Source organism: Haloarcula sp. CBA1115 (assembly GCF_000827835.1).
Taxonomy (GTDB): domain Archaea; phylum Halobacteriota; class Halobacteria; order Halobacteriales; family Haloarculaceae; genus Haloarcula; species Haloarcula hispanica.
On the sequence record NZ_CP010529.1, the window covers coordinates 2,985,708 to 3,012,368 of the forward strand.

29 protein-coding genes and 2 tRNA genes are annotated in these 26,661 nt (G+C 63.0%); 16 read left to right on the forward strand and 15 right to left on the reverse strand.

What is annotated here, in order from left to right; all coding sequences use genetic code 11:
- Positions 1 to 81 precede the first annotated feature (81 nt).
- Positions 82 to 381 carry a PRC-barrel domain-containing protein gene (locus tag SG26_RS14925; protein ID WP_008309371.1) on the forward strand — a complete coding sequence of 100 codons (300 nt, stop codon included), beginning with the start codon at positions 82 to 84 and terminating at the stop codon, positions 379 to 381.
- On the opposite strand, the gene SG26_RS14930 is transcribed toward SG26_RS14925, so the two are convergent.
- Entirely contained in the window at positions 378 to 1,841 is a 1,464-nt protein-coding gene (locus tag SG26_RS14930; RefSeq protein WP_023843248.1) for a DHH family phosphoesterase, read from the reverse strand. The two genes, SG26_RS14925 and SG26_RS14930, sit on opposite strands and share 4 nt — an antisense overlap.
- Before the next feature lie 255 nt (positions 1,842 to 2,096).
- On the opposite strand from SG26_RS14930, the gene SG26_RS14935 reads away from it, so the two are divergent.
- Positions 2,097 to 2,170, forward strand: a tRNA-Lys gene (locus tag SG26_RS14935).
- A gap of 433 nt (positions 2,171 to 2,603) precedes the next feature.
- Here the strand turns inward: SG26_RS14935 and SG26_RS14940 are convergent.
- Together SG26_RS14940 and SG26_RS14945 are read right to left on the reverse strand one after the other, a co-directional pair.
- Positions 2,604 to 3,395, reverse strand: a complete 792-nt coding sequence (locus tag SG26_RS14940) for a YihY/virulence factor BrkB family protein (RefSeq protein WP_050037994.1) — start codon at positions 3,393 to 3,395, stop codon at positions 2,604 to 2,606.
- Between the two features lie 136 nt (positions 3,396 to 3,531).
- Entirely contained in the window at positions 3,532 to 3,972 is a 441-nt protein-coding gene (locus tag SG26_RS14945; RefSeq protein ID WP_050037995.1) for a GNAT family N-acetyltransferase, read from the reverse strand.
- An 87-nt stretch (positions 3,973 to 4,059) separates the two neighbouring features.
- On the opposite strand from SG26_RS14945, the gene SG26_RS14950 reads away from it, so the two are divergent.
- Positions 4,060 to 4,284: a hypothetical protein gene (locus tag SG26_RS14950; protein ID WP_014040247.1), complete on the forward strand. Its 225-nt coding sequence runs from the start codon at positions 4,060 to 4,062 to the stop codon at positions 4,282 to 4,284.
- A gap of 205 nt (positions 4,285 to 4,489) precedes the next feature.
- Here the strand turns inward: SG26_RS14950 and guaB are convergent, their stop codons facing one another.
- Positions 4,490 to 5,974, reverse strand: a complete 1,485-nt coding sequence (guaB, locus tag SG26_RS14955; protein WP_050037996.1) for an IMP dehydrogenase — start codon at positions 5,972 to 5,974, stop codon at positions 4,490 to 4,492.
- Positions 5,975 to 6,387: 413 nt separating this feature from the next.
- On the opposite strand from guaB, the gene SG26_RS14960 reads away from it, so the two are divergent.
- From SG26_RS14960 to SG26_RS14975, 4 genes are all read left to right on the forward strand, one after another.
- Positions 6,388 to 7,275 carry a DUF5794 domain-containing protein gene (locus SG26_RS14960; RefSeq protein ID WP_014040250.1) on the forward strand — a complete coding sequence of 296 codons (888 nt, stop codon included), beginning with the start codon at positions 6,388 to 6,390 and terminating at the stop codon, positions 7,273 to 7,275.
- A 41-nt stretch (positions 7,276 to 7,316) separates the two neighbouring features.
- Positions 7,317 to 7,544, forward strand: a complete 228-nt coding sequence (locus tag SG26_RS14965; RefSeq protein ID WP_050037997.1) for a DUF5795 family protein — start codon at positions 7,317 to 7,319, stop codon at positions 7,542 to 7,544.
- Between the two features lie 54 nt (positions 7,545 to 7,598).
- Positions 7,599 to 7,779: transfer RNA gene (locus SG26_RS14970), tRNA-Trp, on the forward strand.
- A gap of 304 nt (positions 7,780 to 8,083) precedes the next feature.
- Complete coding sequence (locus SG26_RS14975; RefSeq protein ID WP_050037998.1) at positions 8,084 to 8,764, forward strand: carbonic anhydrase; 681 nt, start codon at positions 8,084 to 8,086, stop codon at positions 8,762 to 8,764.
- A 5-nt stretch (positions 8,765 to 8,769) separates the two neighbouring features.
- On the opposite strand, the gene SG26_RS14980 is transcribed toward SG26_RS14975, so the two are convergent.
- Positions 8,770 to 9,063 (reverse strand): chorismate mutase, encoded by a 294-nt coding sequence (locus SG26_RS14980; protein ID WP_008309354.1) that lies wholly within the window; start codon positions 9,061 to 9,063, stop codon positions 8,770 to 8,772.
- Positions 9,060 to 9,938 carry a shikimate kinase gene (locus SG26_RS14985; RefSeq protein ID WP_014040253.1) on the reverse strand — a complete coding sequence of 293 codons (879 nt, stop codon included), beginning with the start codon at positions 9,936 to 9,938 and terminating at the stop codon, positions 9,060 to 9,062. Before SG26_RS14985 ends, SG26_RS14980 begins: the two co-directional genes overlap by 4 nt.
- Before the next feature lie 139 nt (positions 9,939 to 10,077).
- Between SG26_RS14985 and SG26_RS14990 the strand changes: the two genes are divergently transcribed.
- Positions 10,078 to 10,515 carry a hypothetical protein gene (locus SG26_RS14990; protein WP_050037999.1) on the forward strand — a complete coding sequence of 146 codons (438 nt, stop codon included), beginning with the start codon at positions 10,078 to 10,080 and terminating at the stop codon, positions 10,513 to 10,515.
- A 148-nt stretch (positions 10,516 to 10,663) separates the two neighbouring features.
- Here SG26_RS14990 and tnpA read toward each other — a convergent pair whose 3' ends face one another.
- Positions 10,664 to 11,062 (reverse strand): IS200/IS605-like element ISHma7 family transposase, encoded by a 399-nt coding sequence (gene tnpA / locus SG26_RS14995; RefSeq protein WP_007190416.1) that lies wholly within the window; start codon positions 11,060 to 11,062, stop codon positions 10,664 to 10,666.
- Positions 11,063 to 11,157: 95 nt separating this feature from the next.
- On the opposite strand from tnpA, the gene SG26_RS21690 reads away from it, so the two are divergent.
- Both SG26_RS21690 and SG26_RS15000 read left to right on the forward strand, forming a co-directional pair.
- Entirely contained in the window at positions 11,158 to 11,301 is a 144-nt protein-coding gene (locus tag SG26_RS21690; protein WP_023843275.1) for a hypothetical protein, read from the forward strand.
- Positions 11,298 to 12,572, forward strand: a complete 1,275-nt coding sequence (locus SG26_RS15000) for an RNA-guided endonuclease TnpB family protein (RefSeq protein WP_050038000.1) — start codon at positions 11,298 to 11,300, stop codon at positions 12,570 to 12,572. Before SG26_RS21690 ends, SG26_RS15000 begins: the two co-directional genes overlap by 4 nt.
- A gap of 51 nt (positions 12,573 to 12,623) precedes the next feature.
- On the opposite strand, the gene SG26_RS21995 is transcribed toward SG26_RS15000, so the two are convergent.
- Positions 12,624 to 12,758, reverse strand: a complete 135-nt coding sequence (locus SG26_RS21995) for a hypothetical protein (protein ID WP_255355527.1) — start codon at positions 12,756 to 12,758, stop codon at positions 12,624 to 12,626.
- 132 nt (positions 12,759 to 12,890) lie between these two features.
- Between SG26_RS21995 and SG26_RS15005 the strand changes: the two genes are divergently transcribed.
- Positions 12,891 to 13,574: a TrkA family potassium uptake protein gene (locus SG26_RS15005; protein WP_014040256.1), complete on the forward strand. Its 684-nt coding sequence runs from the start codon at positions 12,891 to 12,893 to the stop codon at positions 13,572 to 13,574.
- 1 nt (position 13,575) lies between these two features.
- Positions 13,576 to 15,270 carry a potassium transporter TrkG gene (locus SG26_RS15010; protein ID WP_050038001.1) on the forward strand — a complete coding sequence of 565 codons (1,695 nt, stop codon included), beginning with the start codon at positions 13,576 to 13,578 and terminating at the stop codon, positions 15,268 to 15,270.
- A gap of 16 nt (positions 15,271 to 15,286) precedes the next feature.
- On the opposite strand, the gene SG26_RS15015 is transcribed toward SG26_RS15010, so the two are convergent.
- Both SG26_RS15015 and SG26_RS15020 read right to left on the reverse strand, forming a co-directional pair.
- Entirely contained in the window at positions 15,287 to 15,646 is a 360-nt protein-coding gene (locus SG26_RS15015) for a hypothetical protein (RefSeq protein WP_014040258.1), read from the reverse strand.
- Positions 15,647 to 15,719: 73 nt separating this feature from the next.
- Positions 15,720 to 17,255: a TrkH family potassium uptake protein gene (locus tag SG26_RS15020; protein ID WP_050038002.1), complete on the reverse strand. Its 1,536-nt coding sequence runs from the start codon at positions 17,253 to 17,255 to the stop codon at positions 15,720 to 15,722.
- A gap of 272 nt (positions 17,256 to 17,527) precedes the next feature.
- Between SG26_RS15020 and SG26_RS15025 the strand changes: the two genes are divergently transcribed.
- Entirely contained in the window at positions 17,528 to 17,968 is a 441-nt protein-coding gene (locus SG26_RS15025; protein WP_050007113.1) for a universal stress protein, read from the forward strand.
- The gene (locus SG26_RS15030; RefSeq protein WP_050038003.1) at positions 17,965 to 20,229 is read left to right on the forward strand and encodes an amino acid permease; all 2,265 of its coding nucleotides are present in this window, start codon (positions 17,965 to 17,967) and stop codon (positions 20,227 to 20,229) included. The genes SG26_RS15025 and SG26_RS15030 overlap by 4 nt, the downstream gene beginning before the upstream one ends.
- A 12-nt stretch (positions 20,230 to 20,241) precedes the next feature.
- Here the strand turns inward: SG26_RS15030 and SG26_RS15035 are convergent, their stop codons facing one another.
- From SG26_RS15035 to SG26_RS15050, 4 genes are all read right to left on the reverse strand, one after another.
- The gene (locus tag SG26_RS15035; RefSeq protein WP_050038004.1) at positions 20,242 to 20,664 is read right to left on the reverse strand and encodes a hypothetical protein; all 423 of its coding nucleotides are present in this window, start codon (positions 20,662 to 20,664) and stop codon (positions 20,242 to 20,244) included.
- Between the two features lie 22 nt (positions 20,665 to 20,686).
- Entirely contained in the window at positions 20,687 to 21,433 is a 747-nt protein-coding gene (locus SG26_RS15040) for a cell surface protein (RefSeq protein WP_050038005.1), read from the reverse strand.
- Between the two features lie 45 nt (positions 21,434 to 21,478).
- Positions 21,479 to 24,145: an alkaline phosphatase PhoX gene (locus SG26_RS15045; RefSeq protein ID WP_050038006.1), complete on the reverse strand. Its 2,667-nt coding sequence runs from the start codon at positions 24,143 to 24,145 to the stop codon at positions 21,479 to 21,481.
- A gap of 289 nt (positions 24,146 to 24,434) precedes the next feature.
- Positions 24,435 to 24,722 carry a hypothetical protein gene (locus tag SG26_RS15050; protein WP_014040264.1) on the reverse strand — a complete coding sequence of 96 codons (288 nt, stop codon included), beginning with the start codon at positions 24,720 to 24,722 and terminating at the stop codon, positions 24,435 to 24,437.
- An 87-nt stretch (positions 24,723 to 24,809) separates the two neighbouring features.
- On the opposite strand from SG26_RS15050, the gene SG26_RS15055 reads away from it, so the two are divergent.
- Entirely contained in the window at positions 24,810 to 25,100 is a 291-nt protein-coding gene (locus tag SG26_RS15055) for a PadR family transcriptional regulator (RefSeq protein WP_023843250.1), read from the forward strand.
- Positions 25,101 to 25,187: 87 nt separating this feature from the next.
- Positions 25,188 to 25,442, forward strand: coding sequence for a hypothetical protein (locus tag SG26_RS15060; RefSeq protein ID WP_050038007.1), 255 nt, complete (start codon positions 25,188 to 25,190; stop codon positions 25,440 to 25,442).
- Here the strand turns inward: SG26_RS15060 and SG26_RS15065 are convergent.
- Complete coding sequence (locus SG26_RS15065; RefSeq protein WP_050038008.1) at positions 25,439 to 26,587, reverse strand: acyl-CoA dehydrogenase; 1,149 nt, start codon at positions 26,585 to 26,587, stop codon at positions 25,439 to 25,441. The genes SG26_RS15060 and SG26_RS15065 overlap by 4 nt on opposite strands.
- Between the last annotated feature and the right edge of the window lie 74 nt (positions 26,588 to 26,661).

Consider the following 26,661-nt stretch of genomic DNA (forward strand, 5'->3'; position numbering starts at 1 on the left):
AGCATTTGCTCCCCCGAGCTGGAGACGTTTCAGTCGCAAAGAAGCTTTATAAGCCGTCCGACCAACCACCGTCGTATGGGAATGGAGAATCTACCACAGGAGATTACAGCCCTCGTGGGTCGCGAGGTGTATTCGAAAAACGGCGTGTTCGTCGGCGAAGTCGAAGACCTTCGGCTGGAACTCGACCGCAAGGAAGTGACGGGGCTGGCACTCACCCAGCTCAACACGGAACTGTTCGACGAAGAAGTGAACACAGCCCGGGGCGTCATCATTCCGTACCGGTGGGTCCAGGCTGTCGGCGATGTCGTCATCGTCAGCGATATCGTCGAACGGCTCCGCCAGCCCGAGGCCGGCGACGAGGAAGAGGAAGTCCCCGCCTAGTTTCCGTTCGAACTCTCGCTACTGCTGTCGACACCCATCGCTTCGAACAGTTTCCGCTTGACTGCTTCTTCAGTGAGTTCTAGCAGGGTGTCTCTGTTGTCGTCGCTCGTATCTAAACCGGTGAAGATGCCGAGCGGTATCTCGACGCTGGCGTCCGTGGAGTGACCCGCCGTCTCGCCCATCCCGCCGAACGCGTCCGACAGCACTTTGCCGATGTTCATCCGGATATCCTTCGAGCGCGCGGCGAGGTAGATGGTGTCGTCGGCGATGGCAAACACGGCTGTGGTCGTGATGCCCTCCAGATTGAGGAGGTGCTGGGCCGCCTGCGCCAGCGCGTCGCGGTCCCGAATGAATCCGGCGTTGGAGACGAGATGGCTCCCCTGAACCTCGCGGTTCCGGATCGCTTCCGCGAGCACGTCGAGCGTCTCCGGACTCATCGACGGCGATTCGACCTGTTCGAGCGTGTCGTGGTCGGCGAACGGATACAGGTACGCCGCGGCGGTCAGGTCCGCCGGCGTCGTGTCCCGTTTGAAATCCAGCGTCTCGGCGCGGATGCCGTACAGCAGCGCTGTGGCGACGCTCTGGTCGAGATTGAGGTCCAGTTCCTGAATGTATTTCGTGAGAATCGTCGACGTGGCCGAGATGTTCGGCCGGATATCGGAGAAGGCGGCGTCGTGTTCTAGTTCGTGTTCGTGCTCGTAGTGGTCGACGACGATGTCGACCGAGTCGATGGCCGGTTCGCCGCCCTTGGCAACGTCCACCAGCGCGAACGTGTCGTATTCGTCGAGGTCGACGTCCTCGTTCGATGTCAGTTCGATACCGAGGAGATTGACGAACGCGCGGTTCTCCTGGTGGCCAATCTCGCCCTCGTAGATGATGTCGGCCTCGACGTCGCGGCTCGCAGCGATGGCCCGCAACGCGGCCGCTGAAGCGATGGAGTCCGGGTCCGGCGACCGGTGGATAAGTATCGCCATGCGTTCCTCGGTCCCGTCGATGACGTCCCCGAGCTGTGAGGCCTTGTACTCCAGTTCCCCGGTTTCCAGCGCTCGAAGCGCCGAATCGGCGATGACCGCCGAGGGGTTGATGACCACGTCCGCACCGAGCTCAGTGAGGTCGTCGGCCGACACCGGGTCGTCGGCGCGGGCGACGATGAACTGCTCGCCGCCGGACTCCCGGATGTTCCGGACTGCTTCGGCGTTGGCGTTCACGTCCGGGGACATGATGAGCACCACGTCGCGGTCGGCGACCGTCTGGGCGACGTCAGTCTCGCAGATGTCTGCCTGCTGTGCGTTGAGGTCCTGATCGCGGAGCGCCTCGACTCGCCCCTCGTCCGCGTCGAGGATGAGTACGTCTTTCCCCTCCTCGACGAGTTCTTCCGCCACGGCGTGGCCAACACTCCCACACCCGAGGATGGCGTAGGTCGACATAGAGGCCATCGTGATGCCGCTGGCTGTACTCATTAGTGTCTGTATCGCTTGGCGTCAAGCCTCTTTAATGCCAGCTATTTCTCCAACAACTGGGAACGGCTCCCCGAAAGATCGGTTCGAGAGGGCGTCAAAGGGCGTCTAGTGTGGGCATAGTCGGACCCTGTGCGATTGGTCTCTCAGTTCAGCACCGCTAGCTGACTGGTGTGTACAAGAAACGTGAGACCGACCGACACGAGGCGTCCGAATGAAAACCTATTTTACCGGGCCGTCCAGAGCAATGAGTGCACTGGGCCGGTAGCTCAGTCTGGCAGAGCGACGGCCTCTTAAGCCGTCGGTCGAGGGTTCAAATCCCTTCCGGCCCGCTTTTGCGACGAACACTTCGTGAGGAGCAAAGCGGCTACGAAGCGGTTTTGAACGATGGAGCGAGCGACCTGTGGGAGCGAAGTTCCGGTGGTTCAAATCCCTTCCGGCCCGTATTCTTGCGCCGCGAACGAAACCGTGAGCGGCGCGAATTCGATAGGAATGGGTTTGAATGACGGCACGAGTGAGTGTCAACGAGCGAAGTGCAGGTAGTTCAAATCCCTTCCGGCCCGTTTTCCTGCGAACGACGGTGAGAAGTGAAAACTCCAGAAGGATTTGAAGTAAGGAGGGCGTGCACAGCGAAGCGAGCACGTCCGACCGTGGTTCAAATCCATTCCGGCCCGTTTTTGCGACGCCCTCTCTGTGAGAGCGAAGCAGCTACCGGGCGGAGTGAACGATGGAACGAGCGGCGGAAAGGGGGCGACGTTTACAGACTCAGCCACTCACGTCGTACAGGTCGTCAGTGTCGGTTGCGAGCACTGCGTTGACGACGACGCCGACCATCAGGACAATCGCGGCCACGTACGTGCTCGTGAGGATGAGGATGAGCCCGCTGAGAACGCCGTAGATGGCGTACTGTCCGGCGTTGGCGGCAAAGAACTGGATTGCCGCGTGGAGAGCGGTCCAGCCCATTGCGGTCGTCATCGCGCCGGGGAGGGCATCTTGTGGCGAACTCGCGACGCGTGACGGGACGAAATACAGGGGCAGCAGCGTAACGGTCAGCGCGACGAACAGGACGGCGAACCCGACGAGTACGCTCAGCGGGCCGGTAGCAAAGAGAGCCAAAAACACGCTCTGGACAAGTATCACCAGAACGGCGGCCGTAAGCGTCCCGAGGACAGTTGCGGCGTCACACACCTGCCGCGCGAGTGGCTGCTCTGTCACCGCCTCGATACGCTCGACGACGGTCAGGACGCCGACGGCGACGTTGGCACCGCTCCACGCCAGCACGACCACGGAGAGGACAGTCGCCGCTGTCCGGCCCGTCGCCGCCGTCAATCCCTCGTACAGCAGTTGCTGTGTGTCAGGGGTGAGAAACTGCGCGCCCGTGACTGAAACCACGCCGGCCAGTTGCCGGCCGAAGACGATGAAAACGAGCAACAGCACCGGCATGAGCGAGATGAACGCGTAGTACGCCAGCGACGTCGCGATGTACCTGATGTCGCTCTCGTACGCGATGCTGGCGACTGTCTTCGCAGTTGCCACCCACTCGGCTCGTCGCGCCATATCCCGAAAAGGGTGGAAGCAGGGAAACATGTTTGTGCTGAGATAACTGTGGTCGAGGGACAGCTACGACTGGTCGTCCGCAGACCGTCCTCAGCCCTCACGACGTACTGCGCCTGCAGGGCCACGTATGGTTAGCTCAGCCGTCCAATCGCTTTCGCATCTCGACGTGTGGGATGCCGGCTTCCTCGAATTCGTCGCTAACCGTTTCGTAGCCGAGTTGCCCGTAAAACGACTCGACGTGGGTCTGTGCGTGGAGTGTGAGCGTAGTCGCGCCGTCGTCGCGAGCGGCGTCTTCGACGGCTCGCATCAGCGCTGCGCCGACGCCGTCGCCCCGATAGGGCTTGCGGACCGCGACCCGTTCGACCTTGCCGACCGTGGACTCGGGGAACCGGAGCCGGGCGGTGCCGACAGGATACTCGCCGTCACGGGCCAGAAACTGGACGGCGTCCGAGTCGTTCCCGTCGAGTTCTTCGTCCTCGGAGACGCCCTGTTCCTCGACGAACACCGCTGTTCGGACGGCTGTTGCCGCGTCTTCGAACTGGTCCCAGGTCCCAACCTCGACAGCGTAGTCGCTCATGACCGCAACTTCGAGCGGGTCCCCTGTATGTGCTGTTACTGGGAATCGCCGAAACCATCAACACAGACCCGGGTGTAGCGGGCATGCATGACGTACGACTACGCTCGCGACCACGAGCACGAACTGTCGGCGGAGTATCTGTACGCCTCTGACGCAGAGGTTCTGGGAATCTACGACTCCGATGACTCTCTACAGGTCGACGTGGCCGTCATCTGCCCCGAATGCAGCGAGACACTCTGCCTGGAAACGACCGTCGACAAAGTCACGTCGTCCGGGACGGATCTGCCACTGGACGAAGACTACTACGACTAATCGACGTATCCGCAATAATTTTTTCCGCGGCGCGAGTACGGCCGTCCGCTATGTCCGACTTCGACACGTTCGAGTGTTCGAGCTGTGGTGAGTCGTTCAAAGCGTACCCCGACGCGAATGCAGCACGGAAAGAAGCGTGTAGTCCGGCCTGCGAAACCGCGGTATAATCAGCTGCGGCTTTTTACATCCCCTTCGGTTGTCAGCGTTAGCTGTCGGGGCTGTAGTTGGGCGCTTCGTCCGTAATCATCACGTCGTGCGGGTGGCTCTCCTGCTGTCCGGCCGCGGAGACCCGCACGAACTCGGCGCGTTGCTTGAACTCGGGAATCGTCTCGGCCCCGACGTAGCCCATCCCGGACTGCATCCCGCCGACGAGCTGGTGGAGTTCGGAGGCCAGCGAACCCTTGTACGGCGTCGCGGCTTCGACGCCCTCGGGGACGAACTCCTCGCCCTCCTCGTCGTCCTTGAGGTAGCGCTCGCCGCCACCCTCGTTCATCGCGCCGACGCTGCCCATCCCGCGGTACTGCTTGTACTTCTTGCCGTTCATCGTGATGACGCGGCCCGGAGCCTCGTCGGTCCCGGCGAAGTACGAGCCAAGCATCACCGCGTCCGCACCCGCGGCGATGGCCTTGATGGCGTCCCCGGAGTAGCGGATGCCACCGTCGGCGATGACCGGCACGTCGTGCTGGCTCGCCACGTCAGCGACCTGCGCGACGGCGGTGATCTGGGGCATTCCCGCACCGGTGACCACGCGGGTCGTACAGATGGAACCGGGACCGATACCGACCTTGACGCCGTCGGCGAAGTCGACGACGGCCTCGGCGGCTTCCCGGGTGCCGATGTTCCCGACGACCACGTCGGCGTCTACTTCGGCCTTGATCTCGCGGGCGCTCTCGATGACGTTCGCGTTGTGGGCGTGCGCGCAGTCGATGAACAGGATGTCGACGCCGGCCTCGTCTGCGACCTGCGCGCGGTCCATCTCGAAGGGACCGACGGCGGCACCACAGCGGAGCGAGCCGTCGTCCGCGCGGGCGGCCTGGTCGTACTCGCGGCGCTGGAGGATGCCCTGCATCGTGACCAGCCCGACGAGCCGGTTCTCGTCGTCGACGATGGGGACGCGCTCGATCTTGTGGTCGTACATCAGTTCCAGCGCCTCACGGGGCGTCACGTCCTCGGGGGCGGTGACGACTTCGTCGGTCATCGCGTCCGTGACGGCGTCGTCCTCGCCGACCTCCAGATACGGCCGGATGTCCGTCCCGGAGATGATGCCCAGCACTGCGCCGTTGTCGTCGTCGACGACCGGCGCGCCGGAGACACCCTCGTGTTCCATCATCTCGTCGACCTCACTGACGGTCTGGTTCGGGCTGGCCGTCACGACGTCGCGGATGATGAGCTCGTCGGCGCGTTTGACTCGCTCGATCTCGGTCGCCATCTCGTCGGCGTTCATGTTGCGGTGGAGGACGCCGATACCACCCTGTCGCGCCATCGCGATCGCCATGTCGCTCTCGGTGACGGTGTCCATCGCCGCGGAGAGGACGGGAACGGTCAGCTCGACGGATTTCGAGACCCGCGTCGTCGTGTCTGCCTCGTCTGGTTCGACCCGGGACTCCTTGGGTCTGAGGAGTACGTCGTCGAACGTCAGCGCCTCCGGCACTCGGAGCTTCTCTGAGAAAGGCTCGGAATCGTTCGCCATGTAAATCGTCCACGACGGCCCGGCAAAAACGTTGCGAGACTCGGCGCTACGTGGGGTTCGATGCCACACTTGTCTCGGGAAGCCCGTTCCAGAAATACGCCCGTGATGCCGCACTTGTCATTCCCTGCTCTCGAAGGTGAGACATTCGTCCACAAACATCGAGGTATTTCGGAGAATCGGTGGCGTATGTGCGCAGTTCTCACGCAACGGTTATGTGGGAATGAAGGATAATTAAAAACATGCGACTCACCGAACCCGCACGGAACGGTACTGCCCGCCAGATGACGCCTACAGCGTCGGGCAACACAGCGTTCGCGTGGTTCGGTACCAAGTTCTGGCAGTTCTGTCGTGTTTGTCAGGACCGAGTGAGAACCTCCCGACGGGAGTTGGGTTACGCTCGACCGTAACACGACATGAGTATCTCCAGACACCCGATTGCACTCGACATCGAGCAGCAGGTCGGCCGCGGTGGCCGGCTTCTAGCGACAGTCATGGGTCTGCCGCTCGTCGACGGCATCTTCCCGGTGCTCGTCCTCGCGGGGGCACTCTCGACCTGGATGGGCGTCCTCGAAGTAGGCTTGCTGGTCTTCGGCGGGTCGGCCACCGTCGCCGTCGTGCTGGCCGAGCTCGAAGGCGGTCCCCGCCAGCAGGCCCGCGCGGTACTCATCATCGGAGCCGTATTGATGCCGATTGCGCTCATCGAAGCAGCGCTCGCACCGACGATTGCGGGGGTTGTCAAACTGGGCACCCTCGAACGATTCGCCGGCCTCGTCATCCTCGCCATCGCCGCACAGACCGCAAGCGCCCGGATCGGCGAGTACCTGCCGCGTCCAGCCGTCATCGTCGTGCTCGGCCTGCTGGCCAGCCTCGACCCCGCCGGCGCGACGCTGGTCACCGCCATCGAACCCGGCGTCTTGCTCCGGGCGGCCGCTACCACTGGCGTCGGTATCGGCTTCGCCCTCGCCGTCGCGCTGGCGAGTCCGTGGCTCCGCAACGCCGTCGACATAGACCGGTTCCGCTTCGGCAGCGCTGTCGCGCTCGGCGTGCTCGCCCTCTCCGTCCTCGGCGTGATGCCGACCGACGCACCAGTCGCGCTGGCCGTGCTCGCCGTCACGGCGCTGCTGTCGTTCGATCCGGAGAACGCCCGCACGCGCCACACGGAATACCGCCCCGACGCTGTGGACCTCACCGCCGCCTTCGCCGACGGCGGCGCGTCCCAGGGCGTCGCAGCCGACGAACAGACCGACGAAGGGGCCGCGGTCGAGTACGAACCGGATCAGGAACGCGCCCCGTGGCTGTGACGAGGGAGAACTTTTAGGCCTCTCAGGCCCGGTCGTCCGGTATGAGCGACAATCGCGTGGTCCAGGGCCGGATGCAGACTCCCGAGAGCCTGGCCGAACTCATCGAAGGCGAGGACGTCATGGACGCAGAACCCATCGAAGACGCCGACGACGACTGCCCGGAATGTGGTGAGAACGTCATTTCAGTGGGGTATATGCCCTCTGCGCTGGAGTTTGTTACTGGATACAAGTGCCAAGAGTGCGACTGGTCCGACACCGACCGCGACTGAGCGCCGTCTGCCAATCGAAATCCCTTTAATGCGAGTCGGCTTACGCCGGAGTGCGGGGTCGTGGCCTAGTCCGGGAAGGCGGCTGACTCCAGAGGCCACGCGCCTGGGACGACACTTCGAGGGCTGATATACTGAGCGGCCGGCTGATCACCGGTTCGCGACGATGACCCTCTGGAGTTCCGAGGCGCAGGACGGAGATATCAGCCGATCGGGGGTTCAAATCCCTCCGACCCCATTTCCTGCCGCGAGCTATAACGCGAGCGGCAGAACTGTTGAGAGGTGGATTTGAGCCACGCGAGACGAACGAAGTGAGTCTCGCAGTCAGGTGAATAATCTCCGATCCCATACTGTTACTCTTCCAGATCCGTCTGTTCGTTTGTTTTCGCCGTAGTCGTACGTCTAAGCCCCTTCAGTCTCGGTTTTCACCCTCTCGACGCAGCCAGAGCGTTCCGAACACGGCTCCGAGTCGGCGTCAGGTTTGGGAGGGCAACACTGCCCCAGTCCAATGAGTTTACTTCATGGCGGCTATCTGCCCACGCATGAGCCAGTTATTACGCGATTTACTTGCCGGAAACGCCGACCACGCGGCGGAGTTCCGGGACCGGTTCGACCAGGTCCAGAACTCGCAAACGCCCGACGCTGTCACGGTCTGTTGCTCCGATTCGCGGGTGCTCCAGGACCATATGTGGGGCAACAGCGAGCCGGGGCATCTCTTCACCTGTAGCAATATCGGAAACCGAGTCATCCAGCGGACCGCGTCCGGCGAGGCGGTCTCGGGTGACGTGTTGTACCCCATCGAGCACACGATGACCGAAACCGCCATCGTCGTCGGCCACACCGGCTGTGGAGCGGTGACGGCGACCTACGACGACCTGACGGACGGCCTCGATGAGCCGGCCGGTATCGAGCACTGCCTCGGCGTTCTCAAACCGCATCTCGAGCCCGCGCTGGAACACCTTCCCGAAGACATCGAGCGGGCGGCGGCTGTCAACCGACTCGTCGAGTACAACGTCGACAGGCAAGTCGAGTTCCTCCGCAGCAGCGACGACGTTCCCGACGCTGTGGACGTGTTCGGCGTTGTCTACGACTTTCAGGACGTGTACGGCGGCCGACGGGGCGAAGTCCACGTCATCAACGTCGACGGTGAAACCGATGTCGACGCACTCCGAGCGGCCCATCCCGCTATCGACTCGCGGATTACCCGCCTCTGGGAGTACTAGTCCCGCTATCGACTCTCTCTTTGTTCGACCTTGTTCAGTTCGATCAGGAGTCGGAAAATCGCTTTCACGAGGTTCTCGTCAACGTCGAACTGCTCCGCGTTGTCGCCGGCGCGGTCCATGACGGCTTGCTCCTGTTGCTCGTCGGTCGTCGGCAGCCCCTTCTCGTCTTTGACCTGTGCGATGGTGTCGGCCACGTAGGTTCGCTGTGCGATCTTCTCGACGATCTCCTGGTCGATAGTCCGGATTTCGTCGCGCAGTTCGTCCAGCGACATGTCCTCTGGGTTCGGGTTCGTGCTCATACTGTGTGTGTTCCCTTGGTCTGTGTCGTCGTCAGCCAGGTCGCTCCGGGTCGCTCGTCCCAGGCGTCCTGTACGGCTTCGAGTGCGGCCCGCTCGCCAACGGCAGTGAACGACGGCCCCGTCCCCGACAGCGAGACGCCTTCGACGTGCTGGAGCGCGTCGAGTACCGGGTCCGTCTCGAAGTCCAGCGCGGCCGAGAACGCGAGGCCGTTGACCGTCATGGCCCGCTGATAGTCGCCGTCGAGTGCGAGGTCCTCGACGAGGCGGGCCATCGGTGCGATCTGGCGGCATCGCTCGACATCCGCGTCAGCACTGAACGACTGTTCCGGCGGCGTCCAGACGAGCACGTCCCAGTCGATTTCCTCGCGGGCAAGGAGCGCGTCGTCCTCGTTGTCGGTGACGGTGACACCGCCGAGCATCGACGCCGACGCGTCGTCGAAGGCCCCGGTGACGGTGACGCCCACGTCGCGGGCGGCCATGACGCCGAGGCGGGCCATGTCCTCGCGGCTCATCCGCTCAGTCGCGTCGAGTGCGTCGAGCGTCGCCATGACGGTCGCGTTTGCGGCCGCACTGGAGCTTTTGAGCCCCGACGCCATCGGAACCTCGCTCTCTGTGCGGACAGTCCCGCCGGAGACCGCCGGGACGCCCACGTTCTGTGGGCCGCCGTGGGCGTCGATAACGTACTCGACACACCGTTCGATGAGCCGCGTGTCGGCGTCCGGAGCACCATCCACCTCGCCAGTGACACCGTCGGTCTCAGTCGAGAGCGTGACGGTCGCTGTCGTGTACTCGTCGATAGCAAACGCCGCACCGCGGCCGGTCGCGAGCGCGTTGAGGACCGTCCCTGCTGCGGGCGCTGCTGCCTTCCCTTCCATCGACGTGTACTCCCTCGCGGACCTATTTACTAACTGCGATACCCCTGTAGCGGCACGTTGACCGCAGTACGAAGCAGTAGCGTCGCAGTAAGACGGACAACACTATACCGATCAGTTCGAAGGGAACCAGCAACGGGAAATGAGCATCGGGAACGCACTCCGGGGACTCACCGCAGGCATCGCGGTTCTGGGCTACGTCAGCCTGTTTCTGTTGTTGCAGGTCCGGGCGGCCTCAGTGTCAGTGCTGGCGGGAATTGCGGTACTCGCTACTGCTGTACTCGCCGTCGCTGGCGGCCGGCCCGCAGTTCGCCAGGTTCTGGGTCGCGGGTCGTCATCTCAGGAGGACGCGACCGGGTGGTGGCTCGCTCGCGTCGAACCCGCGCTCGAAGACGCTTGGAACACGTATGCGGACCTCGTGCTAACGGTCGGCCTGTGGGGCATCAGTATCGGCTCCTTCGGCGGACTCGTAACCTATCCCGGCGACGAACCGCCGTTTGGCCTCGCTATGACCGGGTTCCTGTCGATGGTCTGTGGACTCATCTCACTCGGATTTCTCATCGATTCGAGGTACGAGTAGCGGCCGGTGGGACGGCTTCGACGCATACGGATTGTTTGCGCGATGTCCCGGTCTGTTCCGACGCCGGGGGCTACCCGGAACCAATCTACTGCCGGAGCAGGCCGAGTGCCTCGGGGCTTGACCCCGAGGGTGAAGGCCGTAAGCCCCGTTAAACGTGTTCCGTTCGCTCGATATACTGCTCAATCGTGTCGGTCGAAACATCACCCGCCGTCCCCACGTAGTACGATTCCTCCCAGAACCCACCTCCCCACAGATACTCCTTCAAGTACGACTCGTGCTGTTCCCACATCTCCCGCGCCGTGATGCTCTTGACCGTTCGCACAATCTCGCTCGGCGCATGCTTCGGGTGGGCTGACAGGAACAGGTGTACGTGGTCGGGTGAGATGTGGAGCGACAGTATCTCGTAGCCGTACTCGTCGCACATGGCACGGAAACTCGCTTCCAGCGAATCCTCGATTGGTTCGAGAATGGTGTGGCGGTACTTCGGACACCACACGAAGTGGTAGTTAATGTTGTACACCGTGTGGTTCGACCGCTTCTCGCCCATACATACCAATACAACGACCAATCGAAAGTATTCTTTGAAGTGACTCACAGACCACCACAAGTAAACTTTTAACTGTGGAAGAATAAGGGGTAGACGTGACGAAACAACTCAAGGTATCCGACACCGTGTACGACGACCTTGACGAACTCAAGGACGAGGAGGGCCACACGAGTTTCGACAGCGTACTCCGCACGCTCCTCCTCCACTACCGTCACGTCCAACCCAACGAGCAAGAATGACCGACTCACAGGCTCTCGTCAAGACGCTGGACTTCCAACTCGACATCCAGAGTGACAACGAGAGCCTGCTGTACGACGCCACCCTCGAAGCGCGGTCGGTGTACAACGAAACCATCCGTCTCGCCAAGCAAGGCGTCGACTGGGACGCGATTCCCGACCGTGTAGCCGACGACGCCAACCTCGTGAAAAACACGACACAGCGCGTCGTCGCCAAAGCACTCGGCGCGATGGAGAACTACTACGAGTACGACGACTTCGGCAAACCCAGTCACACCAAGGACGGCGCGTACCCCCTCCGAGCGAACTACGAGGAGGGGTACAACCTGTCGCTCACCGACGACGGCGACGTGGCGTTCCGCATCAGCGCGAAGCCGTACAAGCACGTCACGGGCGTCCTCAAAGGGAGTGACGCCAACCTCGACATTCTCCAGACCGCACTCGAAAGCGATGAGTGGAAGATTGGGACGGCGGAAGCCCTGTTCCACAACGACAACGCTGAGTTGCACGTCAACGTCACCAACACCGAACAGACCGTTCGAGACAAGCAGGACTCGCGGACGGTCGTCGGTGTGGACGTGAACGAAGACAACGTGGCTCTCACCGCTCTCTCCGAGGATGGCATTGAGGACTCGTTGGTTATTGACTTACCCGAAATCAAGTTTGAGCGCCACCGCTACTTCACGATGCGGAAGCGCGTCCAGAACGCGGGGAAAGACAGCATCCACGACACGCTGGAAGGGCGTGAGGAACGGTTCGTCCGTGACCGACTCCACAAGGTGTCTCGACACATCGTGGAGTGGAGTCGTCAGTTCGAGAAGCCGTGCATCGTCTTTGAAGACCTCAAAGAGATGCGCGACAGTATCGACTACGGCACGCGGATGAACCGACGCTTGCACCACCTTCCGTTCCGCGCCCTCCAGTTCTATACGTCGTACAAGGCGTCGTTCAAGGGGATTCCGACTGCGTGGATTAACCCCGAGTACACGAGCCAACGGTGTCCGATGTGCGGACACACGGAACGTGCGAACCGTAACAAGAAACGGTTCAATTGTCGGGACTGTGGGCATCAAGACCACAGCGACCGTGGTGCAAGCGCCAACATCGCCGTGAAAGGCGTGAAGAAACTCGATTGGAATGTGCCTGCTCTCAACAGCCTTCCCGTTGTTCGGAAGGTGCGACGGCGGGCATCGGGGGCCGTGGACGCCCCGACCGTGACCCAACCGACCGCCCGAGGCTATCAGGCCGATGGTCGGATGGGAGTGTCCGACTAAACCACGGGAAGCCTCGGGGCTTGACCCCGAGGCGGTTCACACCGTCCCGTCTCAGGCCGGGAACAGGAAGTACGGAACGACGAACAGTAACAGGAACATGAACAGGAGGACGAGGCCGTAGCCGGCGAGTGTTCCGGCGGCTGTCAGCCAGGCCGGATGGTCGAACTGCTCGGTGATGTTTGCCATACCGAGCAGTTCAATCGGGGACAGTATAGTGGTTTGGGAGGAGAAGGCACTGACAGACCGAACTACCCGCAATGTCCTGCTTGTGATTGATAACGGTAGTCTTTCAACCATCGGTTCAGTACACTGGCAAAAATGTATATCGTCATCGTCGGCGCCGGTGATATCGGGTCGCCGTTGCTTGAAATCGCGACAGCAGGCGGCAACGAGGTCGTTGCCATCGAAAGGGACGAGGAGCGAGCGGAACGTGCGTCGAGACAGTACGACTGTCTCGTTATCAACGACGATGCGACGTCGAAAGACACGCTAGAGGACGCCGGTGCGGACCGTGCCGATGCGCTCATATCGACGACCGATCAGGACGCGACGAACATCATGGTCTGTCTGCTGGCACAGGAACTGGAAGTGCCGGACATCGTCTCGGTCGTCCACAACCCCGAGCACATGAACGTGTTCCGCCAGATCGGCGTCAACACGATGCAGAACCCACAGCGGCTCATCGCCGAGTACCTCTATCGGGCCGTCAAACGGCCGTCTATCGTCGACTTCATGCGCATCGGCGACCAGGCGGAAGTGTTCGAGATCACTGTCACACCCGGCGCACCGATTGCGGGTAAGACGTTGCAGGAGGCCAATACGGAAGGCCTCATCGGCGGCCAGACGCTCATCGTGGCCATCGAGCGCAACGGCGAGGGCGACCCGATAACACCCCGCGGCAATACACGTATCGAGGCCGACGACTTGCTAACGGTCTACTCGGGCGAGGGGGCGACACCGGAGGTAACCGACATCTTCGGTCACTCCGAGGACCACAACTGACATGTCGCGACGGAACGGCGGGCTACTCCCGACGGACCTGAAAACAATCGCCCGTGATATCGGCTCGCTCCTGCTGATGGAGGCCGGGCTGATGACGATTACGGCCGCCATTGCGCTCGGCTTTCAGGAGTTTCACGCCGCTCTCGGGTTCTTCACCGCGGCCGGGGTGACCGCCGCCGTCGGCGGTCTCGCGAACCGTGGGTTCACCGACGCGCCGGCCCCCCAGATGAAACACGGCATGGTCATCGCCGCCGGCGGGTGGCTGCTGGTCGCCACGTTCGGCTCGCTGCCGTTCCTGTTGACCGCGTGGTTCACGCCCCCCGCCGTCATGGATACGTTCGTTCCAGTCGGAGCGGACACGAGTACGTGGGAGCCGATCAGGGTCGGCGGGACGACGACGCTCTCCAGTCTGGCGTACTTCCGGAACCCGCTTCACGCCTTCTTCGAGAGCATGAGCGGATGGACCGGGAGCGGCCTGACGATGGCGATTCACGAGCCCTCGCTCCCCCGCGCAGTTCAGTGGTGGCGGTCGTTCATCCAGTACGTCGGCGGCGTCGGCGTCATCGTCCTGACCGTCTCCATCCTCTCGCGGCCCGGCAGCGGCAGTTACGCGCTCTACCAGAGCGAGGCCCGCGAGGAGAAGATCCACCCGAGCGTCGTCTCCACCGTCCGAACGGTCTGGAAACTCGTCGTCGGCTACACGGTGCTCTCGTTCGCGCTCCTGTTCGGTGCCATCCTCGCCAGCGATAGCGAGTACGCCGAGTCGCTCCCCCTGTGGGAGGTCGCCTGGCAGGCGCTCAACCACGCCATGACCGGGCTCACGACTGGCGGGTTCTCGGTCACGGACAACTCGATTGCGACGTACAACTCGCCGCTCGTCGAAACCGTTCTGTTGCCGATCATGATTCTCGGTGCGGTCGCGTTCCCGGTCCACTACGTCGTCTTGCACGACAGGCAGATTCGCGAACTGGTGTCGGACTTACAGACTCGCTGGCTGTTCATCCTGCTCGCGCTCGGCGTCGTCGCGCTCTCGGCACAGAACGTATGGTCCGTGCCCGCGACGACTGAGGCGTTTGCCACCCAGTCGTTCCTGCCGTTTTCGGTGCCGATGCTCGACGCCGCACAGCTCGATGCGGTCCGGGACTCGACGTTCCAGTGGGTCAGCGCCCTCAGCTGTACCGGCTTCCAGTCGGCCCCGATCGGCCGCTGGCTCGCTGGCGGGAAAGTGCTCGTGGTCGGCGCGATGGTGCTCGGCGGCGCTGCCGGGTCCACCGTCGGCGGCATCAAGATCATCCGTGGCTACACCATCGCTCGCGGCATCATCTGGCAGTTCTCGCGGGTGTTCCTCCCGACGAACGCGGTGATTACGGCCCGCATCGGGGACCGGACGCTTGACCGCGAGTCGATGGAACGGGAGTTCAGCGAAGCGGCCATCGTGACGCTGCTGTGGCTCATCATTCTGGTGACCAGCAGCGTCGTCCTCACCAACGTCGCGGGACCGGAGTTCGGCTACGCCGATGCCCTGTTTGAAGTCGCCAGCGCGCAGGGGAACGTCGGCCTCTCCTCGGGCATCACCGGCCCGTCGATGCCCCCGCTTGCAGAGGGGATGTTCGTGCTGAATATGTGGGTCGGCCGGCTGGAAATCATCCCGATACTCGTGTTCATCCGCGCTGGACTGTACGGGCTGGAACCGTAGTTGAGCGGGCGGCCCCTTACTCTCCGTCGTCGGGATAGACCTCGCCGAGGAACATCCAGCGTGCCTTCGTTCCACCCTCGGGCCGGGATTCCTGTTTGACGTGGTAGAGATACGGACCGTGGGGACAGTCGTCACAGCCCTGAGCACAGGAAGCCAGCTTTACCACCTCAGTGTAGCCGTCGCGTTCGGTTGCCCGGATGATGTCTTCGTTGGGACCCGGTTCTATCGGCGACGCCGTCTCGTCGTGGAACTGCAGCAGTTCCTGCGCGTAGATGATCGTGTTGCGGAGTTCTTCAGGCGTCAACTCCGGTAGGTCCGTCGCCACCCGGTCCGGAACCCCCTCAGGTGGTGTCGGTTCGTCTGCAGGACTGGTCATACCGAAGTCTCCGTCGGGTAGGTACATAACTGAACTGCCAGCTAGAACTGCCGACGGAACGAGTCTCCCGGACTCACTCGTTCCAGAACGCGCCGGTGAATATCACGAACACCGGGATGATCTCCAGTCGACCGATCCACATCAGGAATATCATCAGCAGTTTGCTGGTCTCCGGGAAGAGTTCGTAGGTCCCGAACGGCCCCAGAAACCCGAACCCGGGACCGATGTTCCCGATGGTCGCCAGGCTTGCGCTGATGGCTTCGAAGACAGTCAGGTCGAGCCCGACACGGCCCGCATCGAGGAGGAGAAACACTGTCGCGACACCGAACGTGAGCAGGTACAACAGCGTGAACCCGTATATCGCGTTGATGACGTCCTCGTCGATGACCTGCCCGCCGAGCCGAACTGGTTTGACAGCGCTGGGATGAGCTGTCGTGAACAGTTGGCGTCGGATGCTCTTGAGCACGACCAGCCATCGGACTATCTTGACACCGCCACCGGTCGACCCTGCGGAGCCACCGATGAACATCGCGAACAACAGGACTCCCTTTGCGGTGTTACCCCATTCGGCGAAGTTACTGGTCGCGTACCCGGTCGAGTTCAGCAGCGAGGCGACCTGGAATGTGGCTTGCCGGAGCGAGTTCTCCAGTGCTCCCTGTGTCACACCGCCGAGTTCGAGCGGCGGCGCGGACCCGGTAAAGAGCAGTCCCCAGAGGATGACGGCCACGCCGGCGTTCGCACCGAGGTACGCCTGGAGTTCGCGGTCCTGAAGGAAGGCGGCGTACTCGTCCTGTAACAGGAGGTAAAACAGCGCGAAGTTCATCCCGGCGATGAGCATGAACGGGATGACGACCCACTGGACGGCCGGTGAGAAGTAGGCGATGCTCTCGGCCTGGGGGGAGAACCCGCCGGTGGGCAGCGTCGTGAACCCGTGTGCGACGGCATTATACGCATCCATGTTCGGTGCGTAGCCCGTGTAATGGAGGCCGAGCAGAATGAGGATATACAGAACGGTAAAGCCCAGATAGAACAGCCAGAGGAGCCGTGCGGTTTCGGCTATCTTCGGCGTCAGCTTCTGGAGTTCGGGGCCGGGCGCTTCGGATTCGATCAACTGCGCCCCGTTGACGGCCGCTTCCGGAAGAATGGCGACCATCAGAACGATGATACCCATCCCGCCGAGCCACTGGGTGAGCTGTCGCCACATCAACAGCGCATGCGAGTGGCGGGCAAACGAGATTTCGTTGGTGACAGTCGCCCCGGTCGTCGTGAAGCCGGACATCGACTCGAACAGCGCGTTCACGGGTTCACCGAGCGCTGATTCGGTCCCGTACCCGGCGATAACGTAGGGGATCGCGCCGATAACCGCGACAGCACCCCAGGAGAGGCCGACGAACAGCAGCGCCTCGCGTGGCCCGAGTTCGTGACTGTCGCTGGCTTGCTCCAGCGCTATGCCGAGCGTGATGGCGATCGCGATAGAAATCAGGAAGACGACGGTATCTTCTCCGTACAGAAAACTGATCCCGAGCGGGACCAGCATTGCGACGGCGAGATACTTGATTACTGTGCCGGTCAGGGCGACACTCTGTCGCCAGTCGACGCGAACCGACATCACTGATCACCGACCATTAACTGACGCTCACACTCCCGATATGAAAAAGCCCCACGTTCCAACAGCGCTGCTTCTGACGGAGATACTCGGGAACAGCGCTGCTGTAGGGTTTTCCCTTCCGCCACGGAACTCGCTATATACTGACAGGTACCGATCCGAGTGTTCCGTTGACGACGATTGGTTTTCCGAATTCGAATATCTATATTTAAATAAGGTTCGAATATACGATATAAGTAGACACATTCTTACCGACCTATCTACTCCGTCTGTGTATGAACAGTAGCACCAACGAGACAACCACGGACATTCTTGCACATGTCTTGCTACCGGTTGCCAACGAGGACGACGGGCTTACGACGGCGACTGCGCTCGAACCGTACGAGCCGGAGCAGGTGACGGCGTTACACGTCGTCGAAAAAGGCGAGGGTGTTCCGGACAAGACGCCAGTCGAGCAGTCAGAAGAGCTGGCGGCAGAGTCGTATGCGGCCGTCAGGACGGTGTTCCCTGACGCCGACGACCGCACCGCGTACGCTCGGGACGTCGTCGAGGCTATCTTCGATGTCGCCGAGGAAGTCGAGGCGAGCGCCATCGCATACCGGTCCCGCGGTGGTGGTCGCCTCATGCAGTTCCTCTCCGGTGATCTCTCGTTGAAGCTTGTGACGAACGCGGAGGTACCGGTGATTGCACTTCCACAGGCGGACTCGAAGGAATGAGCGACGAAGAACTGGCGAAAGACCTCGGGCTGGTGTCGGCGATGACCATCGGCATCGGGACGATGATCGGTGCCGGTATCTTCGTCCTGCCCGGCGTGGCCGCGAACGCGGCCGGTCCCATCGTCGTCGTCTCGTTCGTCGTTGGTGGACTGATTGCGATGGTGAACGCGCTATCGGTCTCGGAACTCGGCACGGCGATGCCGAAGGCGGGCGGCGGGTACTACTACATCAACAAGTCACTCGGGCCACTGTTTGGCTCGATAGCCGGAATGGGTGACTGGATGGGCTTGGCCTTCGCCTCGGCGTTCTACTGTATCGGGTTCGGCCAGTATCTCGCCGTCTTCGTCCCACTCCCTGAAATCGCCTTTCTCAATCCCATTCAGATAGGGGCGCTCATCGCTGGGGCGATATTCGTCGCCGTCAACTACATCGGCGCAAAGGAAACCGGTGGCATCCAGACGGTGATTGTCTTTATCCTGCTCTCTATTCTCACCGTCTTTGCCATTGCGGGCTTCTTTTCATTCGACTACGCGACCCTCGCCGGCGAGGACGGGCTCGCCCCGTTCGGGACCGGCGCGATTCTCCCGGCGACGGCGCTCGTATTCGTCTCTTTCCTGGGGTACGCAAAGATTGCGACCGTCGCTGAGGAACTCAAAAACCCGGGTCGGAACCTGCCGATTGCTATCATCGGAAGCGTCGGCATCGTGACCGTCATCTACGCCATCCTCGTGTCGATGATGCTCGGCGTCGTTCCGTGGCCGGACCTCAGTCAGGATGCCCCGGTCGCACAGGCCGCGGAGGTCGCGTTCCCGGCATCTATCGGACCGATAGGCGGCGTGGCCGCCGGTGCCGCGGCGATTATGACCGTCGGCGCACTGCTGGCGACAGCGTCCTCCGCGAACGCGTCGATTCTCGCCTCGGCCCGGATCAACTTCGCAATGGGCCGGGACAAGATCGTCACGAACTGGCTCAACGAGATCCATCCCAACTACGCCACGCCCTATCGCTCGATTCTGGTCACCGGCGGGCTCATCATCGTCTTTATCGCGTTCCTCGGACGGGACATCGAGGTGCTGGCGAAGGCGGCCAGCGTCCTCCACCTCATCGTCTACGCCCTGATGAACGTGGGACTCATCGTCTTCCGCGAGGCCGACGTGCCGGAGTACGACCCGGATTTCACCGTGCCGCTGTACCCCATCACGCCGATACTCGGTGCGGTACTCTCGCTCGGCCTCGTCGCGTTCATGGACAGTATCGAGATTGCGCTGTCGGCCGGATTCGTCCTTGTCGCGGTCGCATGGTATTTCGTCTACGCGCGCGGCAAAACCACACAGCAGGGTGTGCTCTCCGACTACATCAGCAACCGCGAGGAGCAGCTCCCGGACCAGGTGGTGAACGCCGCCGACGCGGTCGCACCGAACGGAACCGGGGGACCGACGATCATGGTGGCACTTGCGAATCCCCGCACCGAGAGCGCGCTCATCACCCTCGCAGGTGCGCTGGCGAAACACGAAGGCGGACGGGTGCTCGCGACCCACATCGCGACGGTGCCGGACCAGACCGCGCTCGAAACCGCCGCCGCGAACCGGAACCAGATAGACGCTACCTCGGAAAGCCTTCTGGACGCCGCCAAGGCCGACGCGGAGGCCTTCGACGTGCCGATAGAGACGAAGACGATCCTCTCACACCGCGGCATCGGGGAGGTGTTCGACGCGGCCCGGACGAACAACGCCGACACCGTCGTGATGGGCTACGGCGGCACCCAGTTCGCCGGCGGTCGCGCCGAAGGCACGCTGGACGAACTGGCCCACGACTTGCCGTGTGACTTCCTCGTGCTGGACGGGCAGGACCTCGACCTCAGTGACGTCCTGGTTCCGACCGCTGGCGGTCTCTCGTCGGACCTTTCCGCGGAGGTCGCCAAAGCGCTCCAGGAAACTGTCGACGTAGCCGTCGACCTGCTCCACGTCGTCGACCCCGGTGCAGAAGAGAGCGGTCGCACGTTCCTGCGCGAGTGGGCGGCGGAACACGACTTGACCGACGCCGAGATACGCATTGAAACCGGTGACATCGAGAGGACCATCGAACGGATCGGCCGCGACTACAGCCTCGTCATCGTCGGCGCGACGGAACGAGGCCTGCTATCACGCATCGTTCGCGGCTCGCTAGTGTTCGACGTCATCGAGACGCTCGATACGCCGGTCCTGCTGACCGAGCGCCCGTCGTCGCGGTCCCTCCGAGAGCGGCTGTTCGGTCGGGAGTAGCCACACGGCGTGTCAGGCGTGGCCCCGTTCTTTCGCCCCTTCGCGGATTTTCTTCGACCGCTTGCGGACGCGTGAGACGTACCGTTCGATTTTCTCCGGTTTCTCGCCGTAGAACGACGCGGCCCAGTGAACGTCGACGCCGTCCTGCGTGAGGAAGTACGCCACGAGCGTATCACGGCCAGCCTGTATGACTGTCGGCGGCACGCCGCGGTCGCCGGTCCCGGCCTCCTGGAAGCCGTTCACGTCGAAGTACACGTCGGCGTACAGCGTCGCCATCTCGGGGTCGGCGAACTCGATCCCCTGGTGGTCCGGGGCCTCGAATCGGTAGCGCGTGTCGCCGTCGCCTGTCGTTCGCTCGACGATACGTACGTCGAGGATGTACTCGCGGTAGGTCGAGCTATCCGTCGGTGCAGCGGTGGTGTCTGGTTGTGGCATGATAGGTTGGACTGGTCTACGGTCATCGGCTCGTTCTGGCTGCGAGCGCCGCCACCGCGGCGAGTGCGGCAATGGCCAGCGCTATCGGGAGTGGACCGTTCGCTCCGGTCGTCGACTGGTCGCCGCCGCCCGCGGAGTCGTCCTCTGTGGCACCTGCAGCGCTCGCGGCGCCGGCTGACTCGGCTGTGGACTCGCTGGCGGGTGACGATGCTTCGGTCACGGCGGCCACTGTCTCCGTCGTCGCGCCCGGTGACACTGCGAGCGCCGCCGGTTCGGTCGCTGGCTCGACTGCGCCGCCGCCGTCGGCGTCGACCTGGTTCGATGCGACGGTCACCTGCGTCTCACCGCCGTCGACGCCAGTAAGCGAGACCGTCGCGAGTACCACGTCGCTGGCTCCGGGCTCGATCTGTCCGTCGAGGTCCGCCGCTTCGAGCGTGACCGTCCCGCCGTCTGAACTGACGACGGGGTCGGTCGTGAGTCCGAACCGGTCGGGGTAGCTCGCGTTCTCGAACCGGGCGACAGCGGGGTCGTCGACGGCGAGTTCGAGCTGGTAGCCGGCCAGTCCGTCCGGCGCGCTCGTCAGGACCACTGGAACGGTCGTTGTCTCGCCGGCGGCGACGGAGCCGGCCTCGATGCTGATTGTCGGCGTGCTCTGCCCTGTGGCGAGCGCGGGGACCGTCCCCGCGAGGAGGACGAGCGCGACGAGCGCGAGGGGGCGACTGGCGGTTCGGACGCGACCGCGTATCGAACAGGTGGTGTCGTCGGTCATTGTGTTGCTGTATCGAAAGATGGGAGGATGGCTCGGTCGCGGCAGTCAGTTGACCTCTTCGTAGAGCGCTGTCACGTCCGCGAAATCGATCTTGCCGTTCTCGTTGAAGTCGTACGCTCCGGTGTTCAACTGGATGCTGTCGGAGTCCATGTTCGAGAACAGCACCTGCACGTCCTCGTAGTCGAGACGGCCATTACCGTTGAGGTCCTCGAAGTGGCCGTCGCCGTCGGGATCGGTCGGCGCGGCGTCGCCGACGACCGTCTTCGGGCCGCCCACGACGATGCCGTTTCGGACCTCTGCCTCGATGGCGTTGCCGTTCTCGTCGTCCATCTGCTCGATGGAGACGGTCAGGTCGGTCGTGCCACCGCCGTTGGCGCGGACGTCGAGCGTTGCGAGTGGCACGTCCATCGCACCGGACTGGACGTTCGTGTTGACGTCGGCAACCCGGATTGTCGCCGACGAGCCGTCGTCGCTGATGGAACTCTCGGTGAGTCCGAGCGCGTCGGGGAAGGAGACACCGGTGATAGACGCGATTTCGGGGTTCGAGACGCTGACGGTGAGCCGAGCGCCGGAGAAGCCAGCGGGGAGCGACGAGGCGGTCAGCGGGACGCTACCCGTCGACCCGCTGCCGACCGCGGCGGAGTTGGCGCTGACGACGACGTTGGGCTGGTAGACATAGAGGCCGTCGTTCGGATACGAGCGTGCGGGGCCGCCGAAGCCGTCTTCACAGCAGATGACGCGGCCGTCGCGCATCGTGTAGACGTTGTCGATGTTCCGGAGCGCGTCGTTTGCGTCTTCCGGCGAGTCGGTGAAGTCGGGGCCGGTGATGACCGGTTCGAGCGTCGAGACGTTGTAGTCCGATTCCAGCACCCCGCGGTAGACGACGCCGCCGTCGACGCGGTCCATCTGGATGTCGCCCTCGTCGTCCGCGAGCGCGTCGTTGAACTCCGAAATGCCGAAGTAGATGAAATCGCCGGGCTGGGAGTCGTCGACGCTGTCGACGCCCTCGGCCTTGTTGAACTCGATTGACGCGCCGATTTCCTTGGCGGCCGCGCGGGTCTCCAAGAACGGGACGCGCCGGAGGTCCTCGTCGACGCCGTCGGGACCGTTGGCCTCGTACTGCTCGGCCCACTCGACGATGTCCTCGTTCGTGATGTAGTTCTGATTCCCGTTCTCGATGACGGAGAGATCGGCTTCCTTGATGGCCGCTTCGGTCACCTCGTCGCCGTCTTCCCAGTCAGCGTGTGCGCTGAGGTAGTCGGCCTGGGTCACGTCGTCGTACTCGGCGACCCAGGACTCGACCTCGCCGTTCGTGGCGTGGCCGAGTTCTATCCACTCGATTTCGAGCGGGGTCTGTGCAGGGGAGTTCCGCTCCCCGGCTTCGGCGGCGTTGGCCGCGTCGTTCGTGATCTTCGGTGCGTACAGCGTCCCGGCGACGTCCATTGGGTCGTCGTACTCCGGAATCGGCTCGTCGGCAACGAACTTGTAGATGCCCTTGCTGTCGCCGTCGGAACAGCCGTAGACGGTCCGCTGGTCGCCTTCGATGTCGGGTGCCTCCCACGAGGCCCGCCCCATCACGTAGTACTTGACCGCTTCGGGTTCGTCGGCGGTCGGTTCGCGGAAGTCGACGAAGTACCCGTACCGGTACGGGTTCGGATACACGTCGTCGAGCAGCGTCGTTGCGAGGTTCTCGCCGTCGCCCTGGTCATCGCGCTCCGCGCCGAGGTAGTACGCGAGGAACTCGACGCCGGTCAGCGCCCAGTAGCCCTGCGGGCCGAAGTTCTCGTCGAGGTCGCCGCTCTCGGCGTAGGACTCGATCGCGCCCGATATCTCGCTCGGGTTCGGCCGGTTCCAGAACTGACATCCGCCGATGAGTCCCTCGCCCGACCCCGCCTCGACGATGTCGCTCACCGTCGCCGTCAGACTGACGCGGGGGTGTGCGTAGTTCTCCTCGGCGGAAATCATCGTCTCCCACGGACTGAGGTCCCCGTAGCAGTTGATCCGCGTCCCGCCGTGTTCACGGAGGGAGTCGGTGTTGGTCAAGTTCATTGCGTTCCCGGAGTCCGCACTCCACTCGCCGTTTTCGTCCTGGCTAAGCGGGACCCGCGAGACGCATCCGGGGCTGTTCTCCCAGTTCGTGAACAGGTATCCCTCGGTCCCCTCGTCGTTGGTCGGGACGAACTGATTACAGTCGGGGTTCGTCGCCGCACCGCCGTACTGGGTGCCAGCGAAGTTCTCCTGGGTGATATCCGTCCCGTCGGGCGTCTGGACTACACCGAGCCGTTCCGCCCCACCGTTGATGGGTTCGCGTCCCTGCACGAGGATTTCGTAGTCGCCGGCTGCGGACCGGACCTGACGTTGTTTCTCCTCGGTGTCCGGAACCCCCACCTCCGGGAAATCGTCGTTACTCCCGTCGAACTCGAACTGGAAGCCGCTGAAATAGCCCACCGCAGCCCGTCCAAACGGTTCGGGGTTCTCCCCTTCCGGGTGCTGGAGACTGTACAGTAGTGACCCGTCTTCGAAGACGAACGGGCCGGTCACTTCCGCGCCGAACGCCGTCGTCGAGAAGCGTTTGAGACTCCCGGCGACGCTCGGAGCGCCCGGTGTGTCTGTCTCTTCGACCTCTTCCCCACTTGCCACGCCGATGACGCTGGCCCCAAGTGCAGCAGCCACCGACTGTGAAAGCACCTGCCGTCGAGTGAAATCGACCATGCGAGTGAGGGGTAGCAGTGATTATTAAAGCAAGTTTATAATATTCGTATGATGTTTTTAGAGCGGTCATATTGCCTCGGTTCGATACGTACTGCTAATGAATTAGACGTATCAGAAATAGTGCTATTTTGTCGGGATGGGTACTGAATAGCTCTGATTGCAGTCGTTCACGCACTGATTCGTCCTCACCTACGTACCAGTCCGCTTCGAGTAGCTGGCACAGTGTCGCCCCACTCCCGACCGAGTCACGAGTCAAACAAGTAGTCGCTGTGGCGGGCGAGCCGGGTGGCTACATCCCCATGTCGGCAGCCGGCTCTGGGACCGGAAGCACATTCGGGGATACGCCCAGCAGTTCCGCCGCGTGGTCGAGCGCCATGTCGAAGCCGTAGTATCGCTCCAGTTCGTCGCCGTCCGCGGTCGGTCGGACCTTCAGCATCGCGTACCCCTCGATGTTCTGTGCGACCGCGGCGCTCCCGCCGTCGCTCTCGAATGTCAGCAGCCGTTCCTCGTCGGTCTCTCGATAGGTGGCCGTGATACCGTCCGCTGACGCCTCGACGGGGAGTTCGGAGTCGGTCATCGGCGGCTCTAGGGAGCGGGGGTATGCGAACCTGGCGGTCCGCTCGGAACCGCAAACGCGAAACCGGACGGCTGTGACGAGACACATATGGCGAAGTGGCTTCAGAGCGGCCGTCGGCGCGATATGTGCGTCCTGCTGGCCGCCGCCGAGGACGGCGAACTCTCCGGCCAGCGGCTGAAGACGCGGCTCGAACGCCGCTACGACACGCGAATCGAACCGAAGAGCTTCTACGGCGCGCTCGACGCGCTGGAATCGGCCGGGTTCGTTACCCACCGCGAGGACGGCATCGCTGACAAGTACTCACTGACCGACGCCGGTGAGCGGCGGCTTCGAGACCAGTTCGAGTGGATGCGCGAAGCGCTTGGTGAGGACGGTTGACGGCGCTGCTTGCCAGCCTCTGCTGGATTTCGTTGCGCCGCCGTTGATGGGGTACCCTTTTTGTGACCGCTCCCACAGAACACAGGTATGTCCCTGTCCCGCTCGCTCCTCCTGGCAGGCTTGGACGCCCTCCCGTTCGCGGCGCTCGCCAGCGTCGCAACGTACGTCTTCGCACGCACAGCTGTTCAGCCGTCGGAAATTGTCGGGATGCTCGCCGGGACCGTCGGCGTGGCGGTACTCCTCACGCTCGGAACAATCAGTGCGAACCGCTACCGTGCGGACGGAAAGCCGTTTTACTTCACGCGTGCGGTGGTCGTCGAAGCGCTCCTCTCGATTCCCTAATCGAGAAGCTCGCTGGCAATGGTATTGCGGAGGACCTCGCTGGTGCCCTCGTAAATCTCGTTGAGTTTCGCGTCGCGGTAGAACCGCTCGGCCGGGAAGTCCTTCGTGTAGCCGTAGCCGCCGTGGACCTGAATGCCCTCGTTCGCCACTTCACGGGACACCTCTGAGGCGTACAGTTTGGCCTGGGCGGCCTCTTTGACGAACGACTCGCCGGCCATCTTCTTGTCGGCCGCCTGATGCATCAGCAGGCGGGCGGCCTGCGTTTTCGTGTCCATGTCGGCGAGCTTGTGCTGGATGGCCTGGAAGTCGCTGATGGGCTGGTCGAACTGCTCGCGGTCCTGCGCGTACTGCAGCGCCTCGTCCAGTGCGGCCTGGGCGATGCCGACGCCGCGGGCAGCGATAGTGATGCGGCCGCCGTTGAGCGTCTTGAGCGCGTGGACGAACCCGCGGCCTTCCTCGCCGAGCATACGGTCGGCGGGGATGCGCATATCGTCGAACCGCAGTTCGGCGGTCGGACAGCCCTTGTCGCCGAGTTTGTGCTCGGTCCCTTCGACGATGAAGCCGTCGTCCTCCTCGGGGCGGACGATGAACGAGGAGATACCCTTGTTGCCGGCCTCGGGGTCGGTCTTCGCGAACAGGACGACAGTGTCGGCGACGGAGCCGTTGGAGATCCAGAGCTTCCCGCCGTTGACCAGATAGGCGTCGCCGCCGTCGACCGGTTCGGCAGTGGTATCCATCGCCGGCACGTCACTGCCCGCGCCTGCTTCGGAGAGGGCGAACGCGCCGATCTCCTCGCCTTCGGCCAGCGGCGTGAGGTAGGTCTCTTTCTGAGCCTCGTTGCCGAACTCGTAGATCATGTTGCAGGCCAGCGAGATGTGGGCGGCGACGATTGTGCCGAGCCCGCCGCTTCCCCGCGAAATCTCTTCGAGGGCCATCGCGTAGCTGTGGTAGTCCAGTTCGGCCCCGCCGTACTCCTCCGGAATCGGCATTCCCATCAGGCCCAGATCAGCCATCTCGTCGACGAGGTCCCACGGGAACTCGTCGGTTTCGTCGATCTCCGCCGCCCGCGGCTTGACCTCGTCGTCGACGAACTCCGAGACCATTTCCTGTATCTGGCGTTGTTCCTGTGTGGGGCTAAAGTCCATGACAGATTCTAACGCGGGTTGGGTCTTTACTGTTGGCCAACGCGCGGCCCGTTGCCGGGTATGGTACTCGGCTC

Excerpts from the sequence above, each read along its gene's own strand:
- SG26_RS14925 (WP_008309371.1), top strand. The coding sequence starts at position 82 with ATGGAGAATCTACCACAGGAGATTACAGCCCTCGTGGGTCGCGAGGTG.
- SG26_RS14930 (WP_023843248.1), bottom strand. The coding sequence starts at position 1,841 with ATGAGTACAGCCAGCGGCATCACGATGGCCTCTATGTCGACCTACGCC.
- SG26_RS14940 (WP_050037994.1), bottom strand. The coding sequence starts at position 3,395 with ATGGCGCGACGAGCCGAGTGGGTGGCAACTGCGAAGACAGTCGCCAGC.
- SG26_RS14945 (WP_050037995.1), bottom strand. The coding sequence starts at position 3,972 with ATGAGCGACTACGCTGTCGAGGTTGGGACCTGGGACCAGTTCGAAGAC.
- SG26_RS14950 (WP_014040247.1), top strand. The coding sequence starts at position 4,060 with ATGACGTACGACTACGCTCGCGACCACGAGCACGAACTGTCGGCGGAG.
- guaB (WP_050037996.1), bottom strand. The coding sequence starts at position 5,974 with ATGGCGAACGATTCCGAGCCTTTCTCAGAGAAGCTCCGAGTGCCGGAG.
- SG26_RS14960 (WP_014040250.1), top strand. The coding sequence starts at position 6,388 with ATGAGTATCTCCAGACACCCGATTGCACTCGACATCGAGCAGCAGGTC.
- SG26_RS14965 (WP_050037997.1), top strand. The coding sequence starts at position 7,317 with ATGAGCGACAATCGCGTGGTCCAGGGCCGGATGCAGACTCCCGAGAGC.
- SG26_RS14975 (WP_050037998.1), top strand. The coding sequence starts at position 8,084 with ATGAGCCAGTTATTACGCGATTTACTTGCCGGAAACGCCGACCACGCG.
- SG26_RS14980 (WP_008309354.1), bottom strand. The coding sequence starts at position 9,063 with ATGAGCACGAACCCGAACCCAGAGGACATGTCGCTGGACGAACTGCGC.
- SG26_RS14985 (WP_014040253.1), bottom strand. The coding sequence starts at position 9,938 with ATGGAAGGGAAGGCAGCAGCGCCCGCAGCAGGGACGGTCCTCAACGCG.
- SG26_RS14990 (WP_050037999.1), top strand. The coding sequence starts at position 10,078 with ATGAGCATCGGGAACGCACTCCGGGGACTCACCGCAGGCATCGCGGTT.
- tnpA (WP_007190416.1), bottom strand. The coding sequence starts at position 11,062 with ATGGGCGAGAAGCGGTCGAACCACACGGTGTACAACATTAACTACCAC.
- SG26_RS15000 (WP_050038000.1), top strand. The coding sequence starts at position 11,298 with ATGACCGACTCACAGGCTCTCGTCAAGACGCTGGACTTCCAACTCGAC.
- SG26_RS21995 (WP_255355527.1), bottom strand. The coding sequence starts at position 12,758 with ATGGCAAACATCACCGAGCAGTTCGACCATCCGGCCTGGCTGACAGCC.
- SG26_RS15005 (WP_014040256.1), top strand. The coding sequence starts at position 12,891 with ATGTATATCGTCATCGTCGGCGCCGGTGATATCGGGTCGCCGTTGCTT.
- SG26_RS15010 (WP_050038001.1), top strand. The coding sequence starts at position 13,576 with ATGTCGCGACGGAACGGCGGGCTACTCCCGACGGACCTGAAAACAATC.
- SG26_RS15015 (WP_014040258.1), bottom strand. The coding sequence starts at position 15,646 with ATGACCAGTCCTGCAGACGAACCGACACCACCTGAGGGGGTTCCGGAC.
- SG26_RS15020 (WP_050038002.1), bottom strand. The coding sequence starts at position 17,255 with ATGTCGGTTCGCGTCGACTGGCGACAGAGTGTCGCCCTGACCGGCACA.
- SG26_RS15025 (WP_050007113.1), top strand. The coding sequence starts at position 17,528 with ATGAACAGTAGCACCAACGAGACAACCACGGACATTCTTGCACATGTC.
- SG26_RS15030 (WP_050038003.1), top strand. The coding sequence starts at position 17,965 with ATGAGCGACGAAGAACTGGCGAAAGACCTCGGGCTGGTGTCGGCGATG.
- SG26_RS15035 (WP_050038004.1), bottom strand. The coding sequence starts at position 20,664 with ATGCCACAACCAGACACCACCGCTGCACCGACGGATAGCTCGACCTAC.
- SG26_RS15040 (WP_050038005.1), bottom strand. The coding sequence starts at position 21,433 with ATGACCGACGACACCACCTGTTCGATACGCGGTCGCGTCCGAACCGCC.
- SG26_RS15045 (WP_050038006.1), bottom strand. The coding sequence starts at position 24,145 with ATGGTCGATTTCACTCGACGGCAGGTGCTTTCACAGTCGGTGGCTGCT.
- SG26_RS15050 (WP_014040264.1), bottom strand. The coding sequence starts at position 24,722 with ATGACCGACTCCGAACTCCCCGTCGAGGCGTCAGCGGACGGTATCACG.
- SG26_RS15055 (WP_023843250.1), top strand. The coding sequence starts at position 24,810 with ATGGCGAAGTGGCTTCAGAGCGGCCGTCGGCGCGATATGTGCGTCCTG.
- SG26_RS15060 (WP_050038007.1), top strand. The coding sequence starts at position 25,188 with ATGTCCCTGTCCCGCTCGCTCCTCCTGGCAGGCTTGGACGCCCTCCCG.
- SG26_RS15065 (WP_050038008.1), bottom strand. The coding sequence starts at position 26,587 with ATGGACTTTAGCCCCACACAGGAACAACGCCAGATACAGGAAATGGTC.